This is a genomic window from Streptomyces actuosus (assembly GCF_016921115.1).
GTDB classification, from domain to species: Bacteria; Actinomycetota; Actinomycetes; order Streptomycetales; family Streptomycetaceae; genus Streptomyces; species Streptomyces actuosus_A.
Map to the genome: position 1 here is coordinate 82,350 of NZ_JAFFZS010000028.1, position 20,468 is coordinate 102,817.

Annotated in this window: 17 protein-coding genes and 1 pseudogene; 3 read left to right on the forward strand and 15 right to left on the reverse strand. The window is 74.0% G+C overall.

The annotated features are described in order from the left end of the window. Positions 1-46: 46 nt before the first annotated feature. The 7 genes from JS756_RS37615 to JS756_RS27120 all read right to left on the reverse strand — a co-directional run bounded on the left by JS756_RS37615 (position 47) and on the right by JS756_RS27120 (position 6,213). The gene (locus JS756_RS37615) at positions 47-169 is read right to left on the reverse strand and encodes a hypothetical protein (protein ID WP_275892736.1); all 123 of its coding nucleotides are present in this window, start codon (positions 167-169) and stop codon (positions 47-49) included. 202 nt (positions 170-371) lie between these two features. After that, on the reverse strand, positions 372-638 hold the full coding sequence (locus JS756_RS27095) for a hypothetical protein (RefSeq protein ID WP_205385840.1): 267 nt from the start codon (positions 636-638) through the stop codon (positions 372-374). A gap of 120 nt (positions 639-758) precedes the next feature. After that, positions 759-2,207 carry an HAD-IA family hydrolase gene (locus JS756_RS27100; protein WP_205385841.1) on the reverse strand — a complete coding sequence of 483 codons (1,449 nt, stop codon included), beginning with the start codon at positions 2,205-2,207 and terminating at the stop codon, positions 759-761. A 73-nt stretch (positions 2,208-2,280) separates the two neighbouring features. Continuing rightward, positions 2,281-3,357 (reverse strand): ABC transporter ATP-binding protein, encoded by a 1,077-nt coding sequence (locus JS756_RS27105; protein ID WP_205385842.1) that lies wholly within the window; start codon positions 3,355-3,357, stop codon positions 2,281-2,283. A 2-nt stretch (positions 3,358-3,359) separates the two neighbouring features. Next, a complete protein-coding gene (locus JS756_RS27110; protein WP_205385843.1) occupies positions 3,360-4,169 on the reverse strand; it encodes an ABC transporter permease in 810 nt (269 codons plus the stop codon). Beyond that, positions 4,157-5,062: an ABC transporter permease gene (locus tag JS756_RS27115; RefSeq protein WP_205385844.1), complete on the reverse strand. Its 906-nt coding sequence runs from the start codon at positions 5,060-5,062 to the stop codon at positions 4,157-4,159. The genes JS756_RS27110 and JS756_RS27115 overlap by 13 nt, the downstream gene beginning before the upstream one ends. Beyond that, entirely contained in the window at positions 5,059-6,213 is a 1,155-nt protein-coding gene (locus JS756_RS27120) for an ABC transporter substrate-binding protein (RefSeq protein ID WP_205385845.1), read from the reverse strand. Before JS756_RS27120 ends, JS756_RS27115 begins: the two co-directional genes overlap by 4 nt. A 304-nt stretch (positions 6,214-6,517) precedes the next feature. Here JS756_RS27120 and JS756_RS27125 point away from each other — a divergent pair, with 304 nt between their 5' ends. Continuing rightward, positions 6,518-7,258 (forward strand): GntR family transcriptional regulator, encoded by a 741-nt coding sequence (locus tag JS756_RS27125; protein WP_205385846.1) that lies wholly within the window; start codon positions 6,518-6,520, stop codon positions 7,256-7,258. A gap of 132 nt (positions 7,259-7,390) precedes the next feature. Here JS756_RS27125 and JS756_RS27130 read toward each other — a convergent pair whose 3' ends face one another. The 5 genes and pseudogenes from JS756_RS27130 to rpe form a co-directional block, all read right to left on the reverse strand. Then, complete coding sequence (locus tag JS756_RS27130) at positions 7,391-7,843, reverse strand: Lrp/AsnC family transcriptional regulator (RefSeq protein ID WP_205385847.1); 453 nt, start codon at positions 7,841-7,843, stop codon at positions 7,391-7,393. Positions 7,844-7,853: 10 nt separating this feature from the next. Then, a pseudogene (locus JS756_RS27135) lies at positions 7,854-8,045 on the reverse strand (amino acid permease C-terminal domain-containing protein); the annotation flags it as partial. Between the two features lie 392 nt (positions 8,046-8,437). Continuing rightward, entirely contained in the window at positions 8,438-9,889 is a 1,452-nt protein-coding gene (locus JS756_RS27140; RefSeq protein WP_205385848.1) for a GuaB1 family IMP dehydrogenase-related protein, read from the reverse strand. A gap of 539 nt (positions 9,890-10,428) precedes the next feature. Then, positions 10,429-11,472 (reverse strand): sugar-binding transcriptional regulator, encoded by a 1,044-nt coding sequence (locus JS756_RS27145; RefSeq protein ID WP_205385849.1) that lies wholly within the window; start codon positions 11,470-11,472, stop codon positions 10,429-10,431. A gap of 113 nt (positions 11,473-11,585) precedes the next feature. Beyond that, positions 11,586-12,272, reverse strand: coding sequence for a ribulose-phosphate 3-epimerase (gene rpe / locus JS756_RS27150; RefSeq protein ID WP_205385850.1), 687 nt, complete (start codon positions 12,270-12,272; stop codon positions 11,586-11,588). A gap of 116 nt (positions 12,273-12,388) precedes the next feature. On the opposite strand from rpe, the gene JS756_RS27155 reads away from it, so the two are divergent. Further along, positions 12,389-14,527 carry an MMPL family transporter gene (locus JS756_RS27155; protein WP_205385851.1) on the forward strand — a complete coding sequence of 713 codons (2,139 nt, stop codon included), beginning with the start codon at positions 12,389-12,391 and terminating at the stop codon, positions 14,525-14,527. On the opposite strand, the gene JS756_RS27160 is transcribed toward JS756_RS27155, so the two are convergent. Both JS756_RS27160 and fmt read right to left on the reverse strand, forming a co-directional pair. Beyond that, a complete protein-coding gene (locus JS756_RS27160) occupies positions 14,508-15,944 on the reverse strand; it encodes an RsmB/NOP family class I SAM-dependent RNA methyltransferase (RefSeq protein ID WP_205385852.1) in 1,437 nt (478 codons plus the stop codon). The two genes, JS756_RS27155 and JS756_RS27160, sit on opposite strands and share 20 nt — an antisense overlap. A 515-nt stretch (positions 15,945-16,459) precedes the next feature. Beyond that, complete coding sequence (fmt, locus tag JS756_RS27165) at positions 16,460-17,392, reverse strand: methionyl-tRNA formyltransferase (RefSeq protein WP_205385853.1); 933 nt, start codon at positions 17,390-17,392, stop codon at positions 16,460-16,462. 210 nt (positions 17,393-17,602) lie between these two features. Between fmt and JS756_RS27170 the strand changes: the two genes are divergently transcribed. Continuing rightward, the gene (locus tag JS756_RS27170) at positions 17,603-18,145 is read left to right on the forward strand and encodes a hypothetical protein (protein ID WP_205385854.1); all 543 of its coding nucleotides are present in this window, start codon (positions 17,603-17,605) and stop codon (positions 18,143-18,145) included. Between the two features lie 74 nt (positions 18,146-18,219). Here JS756_RS27170 and JS756_RS27175 read toward each other — a convergent pair whose 3' ends face one another. Next, positions 18,220-20,370 (reverse strand): primosomal protein N', encoded by a 2,151-nt coding sequence (locus JS756_RS27175; protein WP_205385855.1) that lies wholly within the window; start codon positions 20,368-20,370, stop codon positions 18,220-18,222. Positions 20,371-20,468: the final 98 nt, after the last annotated feature.

Consider the following 20,468-nt stretch of genomic DNA (forward strand, 5'->3'; position numbering starts at 1 on the left):
ATGCCCAGCAGCTCCCGCAATGGTTACCGCCGGTGACACCGCGACGTCACGACGCGCGCCGCGCGCGCAGCCGCGGCGCGGTGACCAGGAGTGCCGTCAGCAGGTACGGCACCGCGAACACCTCGAAGGCGGTGCCGTGCCCGCCGCGCACGTCGACCGCGGCGTACACGCCGTACGCGGCCAGGTGGGCGACAGTCCGGGACCTGTGGCTGATGACGCACTTCTCACCATCACCCCAACAGAGCCAGCCACGTCGATGACCTGCGCAATCGACCTCAGTTTGCCCCTGGGGTCACGGATAGGAGCACTGGGCCCACAGGACACGTGCTCACGATCCGTAGCAAACTCCGTTGCCCTACCGGTGCCCGGGCTCACCCGGCCGCCACCGCGATCAGGACCACCAGGAGGATCAGGGCGGCGGCGATTGCCACGATCAGAGTTGTCCGTCGCACCCCGTCGTGCGCGTCGGGGGCACCGGGGTACTGCGGGAGGGCCTGGGGAGGGTTGAAGAGGTCTTGGCCGGTGAGCGCCGCCCGTTCGCACCACGGGCAGGTGTCCAGGTGGGAGCTGTAACCGTACAGCGTGGCCGCGAGCCGTCGCCCGGCGGTCGCGGGCGCACGGGTGGGTGTGAGTGTCATGAGGCCTTCCCGGAAGGACGTCTCGGACGCCGGAGTCGCGGCGTCCGGGGCGGTCCTCGGGAGGCCCTGCGATGGGATCAATGTCGCCAGGTCATGGCACCGATGGCAGACCGGCCCCGCTCACCCGTGCAGGGAGAATGTGGTGACCACCGCCGCGTGGTCGGACGGCCAGTCGTTGTCCTCGACGTGCGGCCAGGGCCGCGGGCGCCCGGAGACGAGCGTGCGGGAGTCCAGCACGGTGAGCCCGCGATGCAGCACGAAGTCGATCCGGTCCTGCGGCTCGGGGCGCCCGCTGCCGTCCTCGTGCTCCGCGTGCACCGGCGACCAGGTGGGCCCGGGATCCCGGGCGGGGTCGGGGTGGGCCTGCCGGTAGGAGTCGCTCAGCCCCGCGCCCTCGGCGGCCCGGGTCACCGGCCACACGGCGTCCTGCCGGTCCAGGTGGGAGGGGCAGTTGAGGTCGCCGACCAGGACGACGGGGACCCCGGGGGCCTGCGACCGGTCGATCCGCCGCAGGGTGTCCCGCATCTGGGCGAGCCGCTCCTCCTCCCCCGCGACGAGGCCCTGCGCGGGCAGCCGGTCGAAGGCGGCGCCGTAGGGTCCGTAGGGCGTGGGGGCGAGGTGGGCGGTCCAGACGTCGGCCGCGCGGTCCTCGACCCGGATGCGGACCCCGGCGGCGCCGTAGAAGCCGACGTCCGGGTCGCCGAGGCGGTGCGTGATCGGGTGGCGGCTGATGACACCGAGGTTCTCGCCGGCGCGGTGGTGGTGCCAGCCCAGGGCGTCGGCGAGCTCCTCGGCGGCGGTGCCGTACGTCTCCTGGAGGCCGACCACGTCGGCGCCGCACTCCGCGATGGCCTTGACCTGCTTGGCCCGGTGGTCGCGGACCTTGGTGCCGCCGTACCACAGGTTCCAGGTCATGATCCGCAGCCGGTGGGGCAGCAGCCCGCGCAGGCGCTCGGGGGTGACGCCGTCCAGGCCGTCCAGGACGGTCCTTCCCGGTGCCGGGGCGATCGGGGCGAGCGACGGCACGGCGAGCACGGCGCAGCCGGCCGCCTCGGCGGAGGCGACGCCCGTCGCGGTGTCCTCGACGGCCACGCAGTGGGCCGGGTCGACGCCGAGGGCTCGGCAGGCGGCCAGGTAGGGGTCGGGCTCGGGCTTGGTGCGTCCGGTGTCGTCGGCGGTGACGGACACGGCGAAGCGGTGGGGGCCGAGTACCGCGAGGACGGTGTCGGCGACGGCTCGGGGGGAGGCGGTCACCAGGGCGGTGGGGACGCCGTCGCGGGCGAGGGCGTCGAGCAGTTCCAGGGCGCCGGGGCGCGGTGCGGCACCGGCGCGGACGCGGTCCGCGAACTCCCGGTGCAGCGTCTCGGCGAGCCGGGCGGCCGGTGTCCTCGCGGCCTCGGCGAGCCATGCCGCGGTGTGCTCGACGGGGCGGCCGAGGACCTGCGGACGGTCGGCCTCGGTCAGCGCCCGGCCGGCGACGTGCTCCACCACCTCCCACCACAGCCGCTCGGTGTCGACGAGCGTGCCGTCCATGTCGAACAGCACGGCTTGCAGCGGGAGTCGGGGCACGGTGGTCTCTTTCGTACGTGGGGGGACCGTCGAGGACGGTGTACAGGACGGGGCGCGGGGCGGGCGGGCGGGGTCAGCGGCCGCGGTCCGCCACGAGCACGGGGCGGTCCGGCAACGACACGCTCACCTCGGTGCCGGCGCCGAGGGCGGCCGCCTCGTGCGTGGGCAGGTCGGCCTTGACCTCGGTGCCGTCGGCCAGCCGCACCGTGACACGGGTGGCGGCGCCGAGGAACGCCGTGGCGGCCACGCGTGCGCCGGAGCCCGCGTCGGCGCGGACGCCGACGGCCTCGGGGCGCACGAGCACGTCCACGTCGGCCGCCGAGGGCGGCGGGCCGTCGACGGGCAGCCGTCGGCCGAGGACCTCGACGAGCCCGTCGGTGAACCGCCCGGGGATCCGGCTCATCGTGCCGACGAACTCTGCGACGAAGGCCGTGGCCGGCCGGCCGTACAGCTCGGCGGGCGCCGCGCACTGCTCCAGCCGCCCGGCGTGCATCACGGCGACCCGGTCGGCCAGCGACAGCGCCTCCTCCTGGTCGTGGGTGACGAACAGGGTGGTGATGCCGAGTTCCTGCTGGAGGCGGCGGATCTCCTCGCGGAGCGTGAGGCGCACCTTGGCGTCGAGCGCCGACAGCGGTTCGTCGAGGAGCAGCACGCGCGGACGCAGGGCCAGGGCCCGCGCGAGGGCGATGCGCTGCTGCTGACCGCCGGAGAGCTGGTGCGGGAACCGCCGGCCCTTGTCGGCGAGGCCGACGAGTTCCAGCAGTTCGGTGGCCCGGGTGCGGCGTTCGGTCGTACGGACCCCGCGCATGCGCAGCCCGAAGGCCACGTTGCCGACCGCGTCGAGATGGGGGAAGAGACTGTACGACTGGAAGACCATCCCGGCGTCGCGGCGGTGTGCCGGAACACGGGTGACGTCCTCGCCGTCGACCAGCACCTCGCCGGAGTCGGGGTGTTCGAACCCGGCGAGCATGCGCAGCGCGGTGGTCTTGCCGCAGCCGGAGGGGCCGAGCAGGGCGAGGAACTCACCGGGCTGGACGGCGAGGTCGAGGCCGTCCAGGGCCGTGGTGGTTCCGAACTGCCGGCGCAGGCCGCGGAACTCGACGGAGGCGGCCTTCTCGGCGGTCGCCTTCTCGGTGGTGGTGACGGTCATGTTCATCCCCGGGAGGTGGTTCGGGTTCGGCCGCCGGCGGCGGCGAGGGCGAGGAGCATCACCCAGGTCACGAGCAGGCTGAGCACGGAGACGGCGACGGACATCTGCGCCTGGGCACCGGAGATGTCCACGATCCACACGGCGAAGGGCCGGAAGCCCAGCAGGTGGGCGACGGTGTACTCGCCGAGGACCAGGGCCAGGGTGAGGAACGAGGCGTTCAGCAGCGCCCCGCGCAGGTTGGGCAGCACGGCCCGGAGCAGTGCCTGCGTCCGGTTCGCGCCGCAGCTGCGGGCGGCCTCGACGAGGGTGGGCACGTCGACGGCGCGCAGTCCGGCGTCCAGGGCCTGGTGGACGAACGGCAGGGCCATCACGGCGTAGGCGAGGACCAGCACGACGGGGAAGTCCGGGTTCTGGATCGCCACCATCGTCCGGAAGAAGGGGGTGCGGGCGAGGTGCTCGGGCCCCCACTTGAGCACCGTGCTGATCCCGGCGACGAACGCGATCGGCGGCACGACCAGCGGCAGCGAGCAGACGATCTCGACGACCGGGCGCAGCCGGGGCGCGCCGAGTCGGAGCGCGACCGAGGCGGGGACCATGACCAGCAGCACCAGGGCGATGGTGGCGGCGGCCAGTTCGAGGGCGAGCAGCAGGCTGTCGCCGAATCCGTCCGTGCCGAGGATCCTGCTGTACGCGTCGAAGGTGACGCGGTCGCCCACGTCGACGGAGAACACGACGGACGCGCCGAGCGGGACGAGGAAGTACAGGGCGGCGAGGCCGAGCACGGCCCAGCGCCAGGGGTTCAGGCGAGCCATCGTGCGCTCCGTCGTTGCAGGGGCAGGTACACGGCCATGACCAGCCCCGCGACCACCACCATGTCGAGGCTGAGGGCGAGCGCCACGTTCTCCTGTCCGACCAGGACGTTCCCGGACAGGGCGTCGGCGATCTGGAGGGTGACCAGCGGGACGGAGCTGCCGACCATGGCGGCGGCGGTGGCGTAGGCGGCGAACGCGCTGCCGAAGAGCAGCACGAATCCGCCGAGCAGGGACGGCGCCAGCACCGGCAGGGCCACGTGCCGCCAGTACTGCGCCGGGGTGGCGCCGTTGTTCTCGGCGGCCTCCCGCCACTGCACGCGCAGGCCCTCCAGGGCGGGCGTGATGGTGAGGACCATCAGCGGGACGAGGAAGTACAGGTAGACGAGGGTCAGTCCGGAGAAGCTGTACAGGCTCCAGCCGGTGTCCCTCAGGCCGAGGCTCCGGGTGAGGACACCGGCGTTGCCGAGGGTGGCGACGAACGCGAAGGCGAGGGGCACCCCGCCGAAGTTGGCGAGCACGCCGGAGGCGGTCAGCACGGCCTCGCGCAGTGCCCGGAACCGGGACGTCACCACGGCCTGGGCGAGCAGCAGGCCGAGCACGGTCCCGAGCGCGGCGGACACGGCGGACAGCTTGACGCTGCCGAGCAGGGCCGTCAGGTAGGCGCCGTGCAGGGAGGTGGTGAGGTTGGCGGCGGTGTAGGAGGTGCCGCCGGTGGCGGGGTCCCGGACGGTGAAGGCGCCGTTCAGCATCGCCAGGGCGGGGATCCCGAACGCGACGGAGGCGAGGACGAGCAGTGGGACGACGGCGAGCGTCCCCGTGGCGCGGCGCCGCCGCTGCTGCCGGTGGGCGGCAGCGGCGGGCGCCTGGGCGGCCTCGGTGAGGGCGGCCGTCATCCGGAGATGGCCTTCGCCCAGCCCGCGGCGACAGCCGTCTTGGCCTTGCCCTGCTGGGCCTCGGTCGGGAAGGAGGGCGTCCCCGACACCTCGGGCAGCTTGGCCGCGGCGGAGCTGTCGAGGGTGCCGGCCTTCTCCATGGCCGTCATCAGGGCCGGGCGGGCGTATCCCTTGAGCCACAGGTTCTGGCCCTCGGCGCTGTACAGGTACTCCTGCCACAGGCGGGCGGCGGCGGGGTGCGGGGCGTCCTTGTTGACGGCCTGCGAGTAGTACTGGGAGAACTTGCCGTCGGCGGGGACGGCGACCTTCCAGTCGACGCCCTTGGACCGGAACTCGTCGGCGTACCCGGCGTTGAGGTAGTCCCAGTCGATGCTGATCGGCGTCTCGCCCTTCTCGACGGTGGCGGGTGTGGACTCGACGGGCGTGTAGTTGCCGCTCTTCTTCAGCTTGGTGAAGAAGTCGAGGCCGGGCCGGATGTCGTCGAAGGAGCCGCCGTTGGCGAGGGACGCGGCCCAGACGCCGCCGAAGGCCGATCCCGACTTGGTGGGGTTCCCGTTGAGGGCGACCTGGCCCTTGTACTGCGGCTTGAGCAGGTCGGCGAAGGTCTGGGGGCACTCCTTGACCCGCTTGGCGTCGCAGCCGATGGAGATGTAGCCGCCGTAGTCGTTGTACCAGCGGCCCTGCGCGTCCTTCTGTCCCTCGGGGATGTCCGCGAAGCCCTGCACCTCGTACGGTGCGAGGAGGTTCTGCTGGGCCGCGCTGAGCGCGAAGGAGCTGCCGAGGTCGAGGACGTCGGGGGCCCGGTCCTGGCCCTTGCGGGAGGTCACGGCGTTGATCTCGTCCTGGCTGGAGCCGTCCGGGTTCTCGACCGCGATGTGGATGCCGTACTTCTTCTCGAACCCGTCGATCAGTGCGCCGTAGTTGGCCCAGTCGCGCGGCAGGGCGATGGCGTTGAGCGTGCCCTCCTTCTTGGCCGCCGCCACGAGGGCGTCCATGCCGCCGACGTCGGCGGCGGAGGTCGCGGTGGCGGGGTTCTTGCCTCCCGCGCTGGTCGACGCGTCGTCGGGGGCGGCGCCGCAGGCGCTGAGCGCGAGGGCGGCGAGGAGGGCGAGGGCACCGGGGACGGCTGTTCTGGACAGGGACACGGTCACGGCTTTCTCCAGGAGGACACGCGGGGTGCGGGGAGGGCGGACGGACATCGGGGACCGGGGGGCACGCGCCTCCGGCGGCGGAGGCGCGTCGGAGCACACGCGGGCGCACCGGGCCCCGTCCACCCGAGGTGGCCAACTTGTCTGAACAAGTTGACCTCAGTACGCCCGTCGCAGATGTCCCCACCATGAACGGCCGTCAAACGCCGAGCCCTGAATGCGTGCACAGTCCGAATTGAAACGGATCACCGCCGGACCTCGATTACGCTGGTCACGCTGTGCACAGCGACGGAGCCGAAGGGGAAGCATGACGGCGCGACACGAGGAGATCGCCGACGCACTGCGCCGGGCGATCGGCCGCGAGGAGTACACGGTCGGCAGCCTGCTGCCGACCGAGACGGAGCTCGCGGCCCGGTTCGGCGTCTCACGCGGCACGGTCCGCCAGGCCGTGGCGGCGCTGAGCGCCGAGGGCCTCATCGGCTCGCGCCAGGGCGCCCGCCGGGTGGTGCTGGCCAGCCGCCGCAGTCAGAGCTTCGCCGAGCTGCGCAGCTTCGCCAAGTGGGCGCGCGCGATGGGGCGGGAGGCCACGGGGCGGGTGGTCGCGCAGGAGTACCGCCCGGCCACGGGCGAGGACGCGGTGCGTCTCCAACTGGAGTCCGGCACACTGGTGCTGCACGTCCTGCGGGTACGCGGCCTGGACGGTGAGCCGGTGCTGCTGGAGCGGACCGTGTACGCCGACTGGATCGCGCCCGCGGTCGAGGCGATCGAGCCCGACTGCCCGTCCGTGACCCAACGGCTCTACGACGACACGGGGTTGGTCTTCGCCTACGGCGAGCACGTGATCGACGCGGTGGCGGCAGGAGCCCGGGACGCCGACCTGCTGGGCGTCCGCAGGACCAGCCCGCTGCTGCGGGTCCGCCGGGTGACCACGACCCGTGAGGGGCGACCGGTGGAGTGGTCGGACGACCGCTACCGCTCCGACGCGGTGAGCTTCAGCGTGCACAACTCGATGGACCACAACGCGCTGGCCCGCACGACGGCCGGCTGACGCAGCCCGGACGGGCCCACAGCGGGGTGCGCCCGTCCACAGGACGGGGCGGGGGCGACCGCCGATCACCGGGCGTCGGCGTACCCGGGGCCCTCCCGCACCGGCGCGGCACCGCCGGTGCGGGACGGGGGATCAGGTCGGCGAGCCGGAGGAGAACCGCCGCAGCAGGGGCGAGAGCACCAGCACCGACTTGGTGCGCTCCACGAACGGCTCCCCGGCGATCCGCTCCAGAACCCGTTCGAAGTGGCGCATGTCGGAGGCGAAGACCTGGGCGACCGCGTCCGCCTCGCCGGTGACGGTCGAGGCGGCCACGACCTCCTGGTAGCGCTCCAGGCCCCGCTGGATGGTCTCCGGCGAGGTGTTGCGGCGGCAGTAGATCTCGACGAATCCCTCGGTCTCCCAGCCGAGCGCGGCCGGGTCCACCCGGACGGTGAAGCCGGTGATGGCTCCGGTGGCACGCAATCGGTCCACGCGCCGTTTCACGGCGGGCGCGGACAGGCCGACGAGCTGCCCGATGTCCGCGTAGGAGCGGCGGGCGTCCTCGGCGAGGGCGTGCACGATGCGTTCGTCGAGATCGTTCAGCACAGTGGGTCGATCACTTCTCGGATGGTTCGGGTGCGTCAGGTCGGGACCGGCGGTAGCCGTATACGAAGTAGAACACGAGCCCGACGGTCAGCCAGACTCCGAAGACCACCCAGGTGACGGTGGACAGGCTGCCCATCATCCGCACGCAGAACGTTCCACGGGCTTGCGGCGCATCAGGTCGCCCAGGAGGGACGTCGGGGCGGTCCGGGTGGGGTTCTGCGGGGGTGCGCCTCGGTCGAGCACGCGCGGCTCCCTGTCGCTGCCGGTCAGGGTGGCGGAGACCGGCGGGGACCCCGTCCGGCGGGGACCCCGTCCGGCGGGGACCCACCGAGCGGGTCCCCGCCACGTACAGCGCAGCACTTCATGAGCCCACGCGTTGCCGGTGTAATGCAGCAACCCTGCGCACTTCCGCAAGATCATGGCGTTGCTCGCGGTCACCCGGGCATGCGTTGCGCGGCGAGTTTCGAGCGTTGCAGATGCACCCTTTCGCCCGGCGTCCGGCCGGGGCCGGAGACCTTGGCGGCGCGGGAGTGCGAACGGCCCCCGCCCTCCCGCGGGAGCGGGCGGCGGGGGCCGTGGGAGGCTGCTGCGGGATCAACTCCAGCTGGCGTGCAGGGGCTTGCCCTCGGCGTAGCCGGCCGCGCTCTGGATGCCGATGATGGCGCGGTCGGAGAACTCCTCCAGGTTGGAGGCACCGGCGTAGGTGCAGGAGGAGCGGACGCCCGCGATGATCGAGTCGATCAGGTCCTCGACGCCCGGGCGGCCCGGGTCGAGGAACATGCGGGAGGTGGAGATGCCCTCCTCGAACAGCGTCTTGCGGGCGCGGTCGTACGCCGACTCCTCGGAGGTGCGGTTGCGCACCGCACGCGCGGAGGCCATGCCGAAGGACTCCTTGTAGAGGCGGCCGTCGGCGTCCTGCTGGAGGTCGCCCGGCGACTCGAAGGTGCCGGCGAACCAGGAGCCGATCATGACGTTGGACGCGCCGGCGGCGAGCGCCATGGCGACGTCGCGCGGGTGGCGGACACCGCCGTCGGCCCACACGTGCTTGCCGTGCTTCCGGGCCTCGGCGGCGCACTCCAGCACGGCGGAGAACTGCGGCCGACCGACGCCGGTCATCATGCGGGTGGTGCACATCGCACCCGGGCCGACACCCACCTTGATGATGTCGGCGCCCGCGTCGATCAGGTCCTTGACGCCCTCGGCGGAGACGATGTTGCCGGCCGCGATCGGGATCTGCGGGTCGAGGGCGCGGACCGTCCTGATCGCGGCGATCATCGACTCCTGGTGGCCGTGCGCGGTGTCGATGACGAGCGTGTCGACACCCGCGTCCAGCAGCTGCTTGGCCTTGCCGGCCACGTCTCCGTTGATGCCGACGGCGGCGGCGATGCGCAGCCTGCCGCGGCCGTCGACGGCCGGCGTGTACAGCGTGGCGCGCAGGGCTCCCTTGCGGGTGAGGATGCCGGCGAGCCTGCCGTCCTTGTCGACGGCCGGGGCATAGCGCCGGTTGTGGGTGTCGAGGGTGTTGAACGCCTCACCCGGGTCGATGTCCGCGTCGAGCAGGAGGAGGTCCTTGGACATGACGACCTCGAGCTGGGTGAAGCGGTCGACGCCGGTCAGGTCGCGGTCGGTGACGACACCGACGGGGCGGTTCTCCTCGTCGACGACGACACCGGCGTTGTGGGCCCGCTTGGGCAGCAGGGCCAGCGCGTCGGCGACGGTCTGGTGCGGGGCCAGCACGATCGGGGTGTCCAGCACCAGGTGGCGGCTCTTCACCCAGGAGACGACGTCCGTGACGACGTCGATCGGGGTGTCCTGCGGAATCACGACGAGGCCGCCGCGACGGGCCACGGTCTCCGCCATGCGGCGGCCGGCGATGGCGGTCATGTTGGCGACGACCAGCGGGATCGTGGTGCCCGTGCCGTCCGGGGAGCCGAGGTCCACGCCCTGACGGGAGCCGACCGCGCTGCGGCTCGGCACCATGAACACGTCGTCGTACGTGAGGTCGTAGGCGGGCCGGATGTCATTGAGGAAACGCACGTGCTGCACATCCCAGTCGTTCAGAGGTGGCCCCCGGACAGGTCAGCCAGGGGGAAAGAGCACGTACTTCATTGTCCCATGTCCGGGTGAACGCGCCGCCTGGTCGTAACGTCCAGGAACCGTCAGCGACCACTTGGAGGATCCGACGAGGCGACTCGGCCGGTGTCCTTCGGCCGCCCTCGACGCTCCGCGCCGAGGGCGGCCCGCCGCAGGACCCGGAGCCCCCGGGACAGCTCTCCGGGTCCCGGTCCCCGGCGTACGGGAGGGCCCGCCGCGGTCGGCGGAGCCTGAGGGGGCGACGGTGTGCCGCGTCCCGGCGGCAGCCGGGAGACGCCGCCCGCCGCGCCCGGGCCGGCGCCCGGCGGTGCCGAACGGCCTCGGGAGGAGTCGCCGGGCGCCGGGGAGGAGACCGGCGGGGCGCGCCGCGGGAGCAGGCCGACGGGCCTGCGGGGACGAGCAGCCGCAGCAGGCCCGTAGCCGTGGCGGCCCTTCCCCGGTCCGCACGTCCACCGGCCGTCCCCGCCGCCGGGACACGCCGGCAGGGCGGGTCAGACTCCGTCCGGGTCGGCCCGGTTCAGGGCCGGACGCGGGGCCGGGCCCGCCGTCATCAGGTAGTCCGCCGCGGACGTGTCCGTCACCAGGCTGGTGACGAGTCCGGAGCGCAGCACCGCGTCGATGGCCGACGCCTTGCGCTGCCCGCCCGCGATCGCGACGACCTCCGGGATACGGCGGAGCTGGTCGGCCTTCACCGTGATGCACCGCTCCCCCAGGTCCCGGCCGACCCGCCGGCCCTCGGCGTCGAAGAGGTGCGCGGACATCTCGGCGGCGACACCGAGGGAGGCGTAGTGCGCGCGTTCCTCGGCGCTGAGCATGTCGTGCACCGTGGAGATGCCCGGCTCCCAGGAGCCGATGGAGACGCAGGCGACCGTGACCTTGTCGAAGTACTCGAAGGCCCGGGCGATCCCGGTCTGGTTGCGCAGCGCCGCCGCGGTGGCGGCGTCCGGCAGCAGCATCGGCGCGTAGATGGGGTGGGCGTCGCCGCCGGACACCTGGGCGGCGCGGCGCACGGCCTCCACCGAGCCGCGCTCGGCGGTCCCGGCGTCGTACACGCCCGTCAGCTGCACGACCGTGCAGGGCGGCAGCCGGTCCAGCGCCGCCGCCATGTGGATGGTGGACCGGCCCCAGGCGAGGCCGAGGACATCGCCCTCGTTCACCAGTTCCCCGAGCAGATCGGCCGCGACCTCGCCGAGGTTCTCCGGGTCCGGGGTCTCCTCGGCGTCCGCCGGGGACTCCACCACGACGGCGTGCCTGAGGCCGTAGCGGGCGCGGAGCGCGTCGGAGCGCTCGGCGTCCAGTTCGGCCGGCACGCGGATCTCGATCCGTACGAGATCCCGTTCGAGGGCGGTCTCCAGGACCCGGGCCACCTTGAAGCGGCTGACGCCGAACTCCTCCGCGATCTGGATCTTGGACTTGCCCTCGAGGTAGAAGCGGCGGGCCATGGCCGCCGCCTGCACCAGCTCAGCGGGTCCCATCCGCATGGCTGACCGGCCCGCCGACATACCCGACACGGCGATCTCCTCACTTCTGTTCACACTCTGGATTCGCCGTTCATCCTTGCAGATCCGGCGCGCTTGATCAGCCCTGCTGGCCGCCGTTCACGTTTCCTTGGCCCAGTCGTCGCCCGGCCGGGGACCCGTGCGCGGGGTCAGTGGGCGCATACCCAGGATGCCTTGGCAGTGGCCGCGTCCGCCTGGGTGCGCAGAGCACGGACCGCCTCGGCGGGGTCGGACGCGCCGTAGACCGCCGAGCCGGCGACGAACACGTCCGCGCCGGCGTCGGCGCACCGCTCGATGGTCGAGGCCGACACTCCGCCGTCGACCTGGAGCCACAGTTCGAGGCCGTGCTTGCTGATCAACTCGCGGGTCCGCCGAATCTTGGGAAGCATGATGTCGAGGAACGCCTGCCCACCGAAGCCGGGTTCAACCGTCATGATCAGCAACATGTCGAGCTCCGGGAGCAGGTCCTCGTAGGGCTCGATCGGCGTCGCGGGCCGCAGCGCCATGGAGGCGCGGGCGCCCTTGGCACGGATCTCCCTGGCCAGCCGCACAGGAGCGGTCGCCGCCTCCACGTGGAAGGTGACGGAACCGGCACCCGCTTCGACGTACTGGGGCGCCCAGCGGTCGGGCGCCTCGATCATCAGATGACAGTCCAGCGGGGTGTCCGTCGCACGGGCCAGGGACTCTACGACCGGCACACCGAGCGTGAGGTTCGGGACGAAATGGTTGTCCATGACGTCGACGTGAAGCCAGTCGGCTCCCTCGACCGCCTTGGCCTCGTCCGCGAGGCGGGCGAAGTCGGCGGACAGGATGCTGGGGTTGATCTGCGCGGCCATGGGCCAAGCCTCCCATGCCTCGCGCGGGTGAGCCGCATCGGTCCCGCAGGGAGTTCCCCCGGCCCTTACGCGATACCGGTCGCGGTGCCATGCTGCAACGGGTGTTGGGGGTGGCCATGAGAGGGAACAGAGGCGTCGCTCATCTCGTCTGCGGGCGGCGCGCGAAGTGGGTGGTCCTGGGTCTGTGGGTGCTGGCGCTGCTGGTCACCGTGCCCTTCGCGCAGAAGCTGTCCGACGCCCAGGACAACGACGCCCAGTCGTGGCTGCCGGGCTCCGCCGAGTCGACGCAGGTGCTGGAGATCTCCCAGGACTTCCGGCCCGAGCAGATCCCCGCCGTCGTCGTGTACGCCCGCGAGGGCGGTCTCACCGCCGCGGACCGGGCGCGGATCCAGCAGGACGCGAGCGATCTGAAGGGGCTGCACGACCACGGCATCCGGGGTGCGGAGACACACGGCCCGGTCTACGACCGGCCGGCCGATCCGCGCGCGGCGCAGATCTACGTGCCGATCACGATGGACGAGAAGGGGTGGGAGCGGATCGGGCCGGCGGTCGACTCCATCCGCGGCGTCGTCGGCACCGGCGAGAGCGGCCTGGCCGTGCACATCACCGGGCCCGGCGGAACGTCCGCGGACTTCGCCGAGGCCTTCGAGGGCATCGACTCCACGCTGCTGCTGGCGGCGATGGGCGTCGTCGTCGTCATGCTGCTGATCACCTACCGCAGCCCCACACTGCTGCTGGTGCCGCTGCTGTCGGTGACCGCCGCGCTGTTCGCCGCGCAGGCCCTGATCTACTTCCTCGCCACCCAGGGGGGCCTGACCGTCAACGGCCAGAGCGCGGGCATCCTCACGGTCCTCGTCTTCGGCGCCGGCACGGACTACGCGCTGCTGCTCGTCGCCCGCTACCGGGAGGAGCTGCGCCGGCACGAGGACCGGCACGAGGCGATGGCGCTGGCCCTGCACCGGGCGGGCCCGGCGGTGCTCGCCTCCGGCGCGACGGTGGTGCTCAGCATGCTGGTGCTGCTGGCGGCCGAGATGAACTCCACCCGCGGCCTCGGACCGGTCGCCGCGATCGGCGTCGCGGTCGCTCTGCTCGCCATGCTCACCCTCTTCCCCGCCCTGCTGGTCGTCTTCGGCCGGTGGATCTTCTGGCCGGCCGTCCCGCACTTCGGTGACGCCGACCCGACCGAGCGGGGCGTGTGGGCGCGCACCGGCCGCCGCATCGCCCGCACCCCGCGCGCGGTGTGGGTCGCGACCGCGGTGGCGCTGGCGATCTGCTCGCTGGGGCTGATCCAGCTGCGTGCGGCGGGCATCAGCAACGCGGATGCCTTCACCGGCAGGCCGGACTCGGTCGTCGGGCAGGACGTGTCGGCCCGCTACTTCCCCGCCGGCAGCGGCAGCCCGCTCGTCATCGTGAGCAACCAGGCGCAGGCCCGGGAGGTCGGCAGGGCGGTCGCCGGCACCCCGGGCGTGGTCCCGACCTCGCTCGGTCTGCCACCGGGCACGAAACCGTCGTACGAGGGCCGGGTGCTGTTCGAGGCCACGATGAGCGCCCCGGCGGACAGTGACGCGGCGAAGCAGACCGTGGAGCGGGTGCGGGACGCCGTGCACGCCGTGCCCGCCGCCGACGCCAAGGTCGGCGGCGGTACGGCGGCCCTGTTGGACATGGACGCGGCGACCACCCACGACGACGTGGTGATCATCCCGCTGGTGCTGCTGGTCGTCCTGCTGATCCTGTCGGTGCTGCTGCGTGCCGTGGTCGCGCCGCTGCTGCTGATCGGCACGGTCGTCCTGTCGTTCACGGCGGCGCTGGGGCTGAGCGCCATGGCGTTCCGGTACTTCTTCGACTACGCCGGGGAGGGCACGGACTTCCCCCTGTTCGTCTTCGTGTTCCTGGTCGCGCTCGGCATCGACTACAACATCTTCCTCACCACGCGCATCCGCGAGGAGGCCGCCCGCCGGGGCACACGTCCGGGCGTGGTCACCGGCCTCGCGGCGACCGGCGCGGTGATCACCTCGGCCGGTCTGGTGCTGGCGGGAACGTTCGCCGCGCTCGGCACGCTGCCCATGGTCGCCTTCGCGGAGATCGGCTTCACGGTCGCCCTCGGCGTGCTGCTGGACACCTTCGTGGTGCGGTCGGTGCTGGTGACGGCGCTCTTCCTGGACGCGGGGCCCAAGGTCTGGTGGCCGCACCGGCTCGCACGCGAGGACGGTACGGCCGCGGCCGAGCCCTCGGAGGTCAGCCGGTCCGCCGGATGAGCGCGAGGTACATCGCGTCGGTGCCGTGCAGGTGCGGCCACAGCTGCACGTCGGGTCCGTCGCCGAGGTCGGGCACGCCGGGCAGCAGCGGGCGGGCGTCGACGAGGTCGGCGTCCGGCGTCTGCTTGAGGACGTCGGCGACGACCGCCCGGGTCTCGGCCAGGTGGGGCGAGCAGGTGGCGTAGCCGACGACGCCGCCGACGCGCACGGACTGCAGCGCCATGCGCAGCAGTCCGCGCTGGAGGGGCGCGAAGCCGTCCAGGTCCTCGGGGCGGCGCCGCCACCGTGCCTCGGGGCGCCGGCGCAGGGCGCCCAGACCGGTGCAGGGCACGTCCACCAGCACCCGGTCGAAGGTGCCGGGACGCCATGCCGGCCGTGTGCCGTCGGCGGTGACGACCTGGTACGGCCCCGGGTTCCCGGCCAGCGCCTTGGCGACCAGCCCGGCCCGGTGCGGCTGCTTCTCGGAGGCCAGCAGCATCGCACCCCGCTCGGCGGCGAGCGCCCCGAGCAGCGCCGCCTTGCCGCCCGGCCCGGCGCAGCCGTCGAGCCACAGCCGGTCGCCGCCTTCGACCGGGGCGGCCGCCAGGGCGAGCGCGACGAGCTGGCTGCCCTCGTCCTGCACACCGGCGCGCCCCTCGCGGACCGCCTCGACGGCACCGGGCTCCCCGCCCTCGGCGAGCCGCACCGCATACGGCGACCAGCGCCCCGGCTCGGCGGCCTGCTCGGCCAGCAGTTCCTCGGTGGTGGCACGGCCGGGCCGGGCCACCAGGGTCACCTCGGGCCGCTCGTTGTCGGCGGCCAGCAGCCGCTCGATGCCCTCGCGTCCACCGCCCAGGGAGTCCCACAGGGCGGAGACGACCCAGCGCGGGTGCGAGTGCACGACCGCCAGATGGTCCTCGGGGTCCTCGTCGTAGGGCGGGGCGACCCGCGCGATCCATCCGTCGAGGTCGTCCTGCGCGACCTTGCGGAGCACGGCGTTGACGAACTTGGCGCGTCCGTCGCCCAGCACCACGCGGGCCAGCTCGACGGTGGCGGACACGGCGGCGTGGGTCGGGATCCGCGTCCCGAGCAGCTGGTGCGCACCGAGGCTGAGCACGTCGAGCACCGGCGGATCGACCTCGCGCAGCGGCCGGTCGACGCAGGCGGACAGCACGGCGTCGTACGTCCCCTGCCACCGCAGCGTGCCGTACACCAGCTCGGTCGCCAGTGCCGCGTCCCGGCCGTCGAACCGCTCGGGGCCCTCCTTCTCGCGTGCCTTGCGCAGCAGCGGCGGCAGCACGAGGTTGGCGTACGCGTCCCGCTCGTCCACGGCGCGCAGCGCCTCGAAGGCGAGAACGCGGACGGGGTCCTTCTCGGGTCGGCGGTAGGGCTTGCCGGGCCGGCGGGGCCGGCGTGAGGTGCCGGGGGTGTCACTCACGAAAAAGGTGCTCCGGAGGTGAGGATGGGATCTGCCCCAAGCCTACGTCCGGGCGTCCCGGCGGCCACGACCGCCCGACCCGGCGAAGCTGCGGGGGCCGGGGGGACGGCGGTGGAGCGGGTCCGGCCCCCGCCCATCGGCCGCAGCGGGGAAGGTCCCGCCCCACCCGCTCCCTGCCTCTCCTCGCGGCGGGCCGCCGGTTCTGCGGGTGGGGGGCCTCCGTCGGCCGTCCCGGGGCGCCGGGGGCCGGTGCCGGTACCCCCGACATCCGGAGGGCCCGTGCGGTCCAGCGTCACACCGGCCACCGCGCAGGCGCGCCCCGGCGGACACCGGTGGGGCCGGCGGCACGGGGTCCGGCGCCTCCCGCTCCGCCGGACGGCAGACCTCCCGCCCGCGCCACCCGGCGCCACCATCGGACCCCTGCGACGCCGAGTCCCCTCGGCGGAGGAGCGCCGGAAGCGCCGGTCCAGAGGTCACCGGCCACCGGCCACCGGCCACCGGCCACGGACTACGTGCTACGCGCCGAGCGTCTCCCCCGCGCCGATGCGGACGCCCCGTGCCCAGTCGGCCGCCTTCATCGGCTTCTTGCCCTGGGCCTGCACCCACACCAGTTCGACGGCGTGCGAGCCGGTGCCGACGAGGACGCTGTTCTTGCCGGCCTCCAGGACGCCCGGGGCGAGGTCGGTGCGCTCGGGTCGCAGCGCCACCTGGACGAGCTTGAGCCGCTCGCCGCGGAACGTCGTCCAGGCGCCGGGCGCGGGTGTGCAGCCGCGCACCACGCGGTCGACGCGCAGTGCCGGGGCGGCCCAGTCGATCCGGGCGTCCTCGACGGTGATCTTCGGGGCGAGGGTGATGCCGTCGGCGGGCTGTGGCACGGCCTTCAGGGTGCCGTCCTCGATCCCGTCCATGGTCGCGGCGAGCAGCCCGCTCCCGGCGAACGCGAGCCGCGTCAGCAGGTCCCCGCTGGTGTCGGTGGGCCGGATCCGCTCGGTCACCGTGCCGTACACGGGTCCGGAGTCGAGGCCCTCCTCGATCAGGAAGGTGGAGGCTCCGGTGAACTCGTCGCCCGCCATCAGGGCATGCTGCGCGGGCGCGGCACCGCGCCAGGCGGGCAGCAGCGAGAAGTGCAGATTGACCCAGCCGTGGGCGGGGATGTCGAGGGCGACACGGGGCAGCAGGGCGCCGTAGGCGACGACCGGACAGCAGTCGGGCGCGATCTGCCGCAGCCGCTCCAGGAACTCGGGATCGCGCGGCCTGGCCGGCTTGAGCACCTCGATCCCGGCCTCCGCAGCCCGCTCCGCCACGGGTGAGGCGACCAGCCTGCGCCCTCGCCCGGCCGGCGCGTCGGGCCGCGTCACGACGGCGGCCACCTCGTGCCGCCCGGAGGCGAGCAGAGCGTCCAGAGCGGGAACGGCGACCTCGGGGGTACCGGCGAAGACGAGCTTCATGAGGGGGCACGGACCTCTCGGCGGGGATGTCGAACGGGCAGCGCACCAGTCTATGGCCACCGCCCGGGAGCCGCCGCGGGCAGGCCCGCGGGGCACGGGGGCGCGTGGGCATATGCCCACGCGCCCCCGTGCGTGACCCGCGGAGCGGATCCGCGTTGGTCAAGAAAGAGTTGACCCCTTCTCTTCAACGCCGGTTCGAGAGGCTTGTTCATGGCCGACCATGCATCCCACGACGCCCAGGCGCGGGCGAGCCTGCACTTGCTCGTGCGGGACATCGAGCGGGTCCGCCGGCAGGTGGACGCCCTGCGCACGCTCACCGCGCAGTTGGGCAACGTCTACCGCCCGCGCCGCTCCGGCCCCGCCACGGGCTTCGTCGTCTACGGACGTGCCCCCGCCCCGACCGTCCGTCTCGCCCAGGAGCTGCGGGACAGTGTCGAGACCCTGGTGACCGCCGCGGTCGACTTCGACCGCTCGCTCGGCTTCTCGTGGGACGCGGTGGGCTCCGCACTCGGCGTCACCAAGCAGGCCGTCCACCGTCGTTACGGCTCCCGGCGCGCCGCCGCCCAGGCCGCCGCGGACTCCGAGCGGTCGACCGAGCCCTCCGGCACGCGCACGGTCAACGTGGGCGCCGGCCTGCCCCCGGTCCCCACGGTCCCGGCCGCCCGTTCGATGCCGACCCAGCCGACCGCGGGCAGCCCTGCGCTGCGCGACGAGGTCCGTCCCACGGCGTTCCCCGGTCCCCGCAACGGCTGACGCCCCCTCACCCTGCCCTCCCGGCACCGCCCTCCGGGAGGGCGGTCGCATGCCGCGGCGGCGCTGCCGCAGGGTCAGCCGATGTCCGGCGGATCGATCCGCACCCGCACCGCCTCCCCGCCCCCACCGCGGGCCATGCGGGCGGCCTGGGCGGTCTTCAGCGCGGCGGCCAGAGCGGCCCCGCGGCCCGGCGGGACACGCACCAGCATCCGCTCCCACTGCTCCCCCGGCGGCGGCGACCCGGCCCGCCGGGCCCGGCCGGGTGCCGACACGGGCAACGCGACGGGCCCCAGCACCTCCGCCTCCGACGGCAGTTCGACGGAGCGCAGGAACTCCGCGGGCGCCCCCAGCGGCCCGGACACGGCCGCCATCCGGGACACGGGTGGGAAACCCAGCTCGGCCCGCTCGGACAGCTCGCGGACCGCGTGCCCGACGGGGTCCCACCGCACGAGTGCCTGGACGGGTCGTGCCGTCGCCTCGGCGACGACCGCCACGGCGCCGCCCGCCGACTGGGGCCGCACCAGCGCGGCGGCGGCGATCCAACGGCGCAGCGCGTCCTCACCGGCCCTCAGGTCGGCCCGCCCCAGCATGGCCCAGCCGTCCAGCAGCAGCGCCGCCGCGTAGCCGCCCTCGGCGACCGGCTCGGCGCCGGGGGTGCTCACCACCAGCGCGGGCGTTCCCGGCACGGTGTCGAGGACGTGCTCCCGCCCGGAGGTGCGCACCGGGACGGCGGGGAAGGCACGCCCCAGTTCCTCGGCGGTGCGCCGCGCCCCGACGACCTGGGCGCGCAGCCGGAACGACCCGCACTCCGGGCAGTGCCAGGAGCTCTCCTCGCGCCCGCACCAGCCGCACCACAGCGCCCCGCCGTCCCGCGCCTCCAGCGGGCCCGAGCAGTGGCGGCAGCGCGCCGGGGCACGGCACTGGGCGCAGGCCATGCGCGGGACGTAGCCGCGGCGGGGCACCTGGACCAGCACCGGGCCGTGCCGCAGCCCCTCCCGGGCCACCTGCCAGGCGAGGGTGGGCAGGCGTGCGGCGCGGGCCGCCTCGTCGCGGGCAAGGTCACCGTCCCCCACGGTCCGGACCAGCGGGGCCGCGGCGCGCACCTGCTCCCGCACGGCGGCGATCGGGCGCGCCCAGCCGCTCTGCACCAGTTGCGCGGCCTCCACGGTGCAGGCCACGCCACCCAGCAGGAAGCCGCACCGGTCCTGGGCCGCACGCAGCAGCAGCACCTCACGGGCATGGGGCTGCGGGGCGTGCGGTTCGCTGTGGCTGTCGTCGCCGTCGTCCCAGAGGACGACGAGCCCGAGGTCCCGCACCGGCGCGAACATGGCGGCCCGGGTTCCGACCACCGCCCGCACGGATCCGCGCCGTACGGCCAGCCACTCCCGGTACCGCTTCTCCGGTCCGGCGTCGGCGGTGAGGAGGGCGTGCCGTCCCTGGCCGAGCAGCGCGGTCAGGGCGGTGTCGACGCGGGCGGCGGCCCGCCCGTCGGGAACGACGACGAGCGCCCCCCGGCCCGAGGCGAGCGTGGCGGCGACGGCGCGCGCGATCTCCTCGCTCCACTGCGGCCCCGGCAGCGCGTTCCACACGGCACGCGGCGCCGCCCCCGACGCGAGCGCTTCCAGGAACGCGGTCCCCCGCTCGTAGCGCGCCCAGGAGCCGGGCTCCGGGAGCGGCGGCGCGGGCAGCGGCGCGGGCGAGGTCTGCTGTTCGGCGCGGGCACTGCGGGGCGGCACGGCGAGCTGGAGCACGTCGGCGAGGCTGCCGGCGTACCGGTCGGCGACGGAACGGGCCAGGGCCAGCAGTTCCGGACCGAGGACCGGTTCGGGAGAGACGACCTGGGCGAGCGCGGCGAGCGGACCGGAGTAGTCGGACTCGGCGAGCCGCTCGACGAGGAATCCGCCGATGAGACCGCCGCCCTCGCGGCGCCCCTCGCGCACCCGGTGGCGTCCGGCGCCGAAGCGGACCCGGACCCGGACTCCGGGCTGGGCGTCTGCGTCCAGCTCGGCGGGGACGGCGTAGTCGAAACAGCGGTCGAGGTGCAGCACGCCCTTGTCGACGAGCACCCGCGCGACGGGCAGCTCGGGGGCGAGCTCGGCCCCGCGCCAGGTGCGCGGCTTGGCCCGTGGCGCCTTGGCCTTGCGCACGCTCTCCCGGATGAACGCGAGCTGCTCCGGCTGCGCTCCCTCGCCGCCGCCGTTGCCGGTCCCGTTCTCGCTGCCCACGCCTGCATTCATACCAAACACCGCCGACAGCGCCGTGCTGCCGCGGGACCGGCGGGGGGCTCCCGCGTTCTGTCCGGCGGCGGCGCACGTTCCGGATC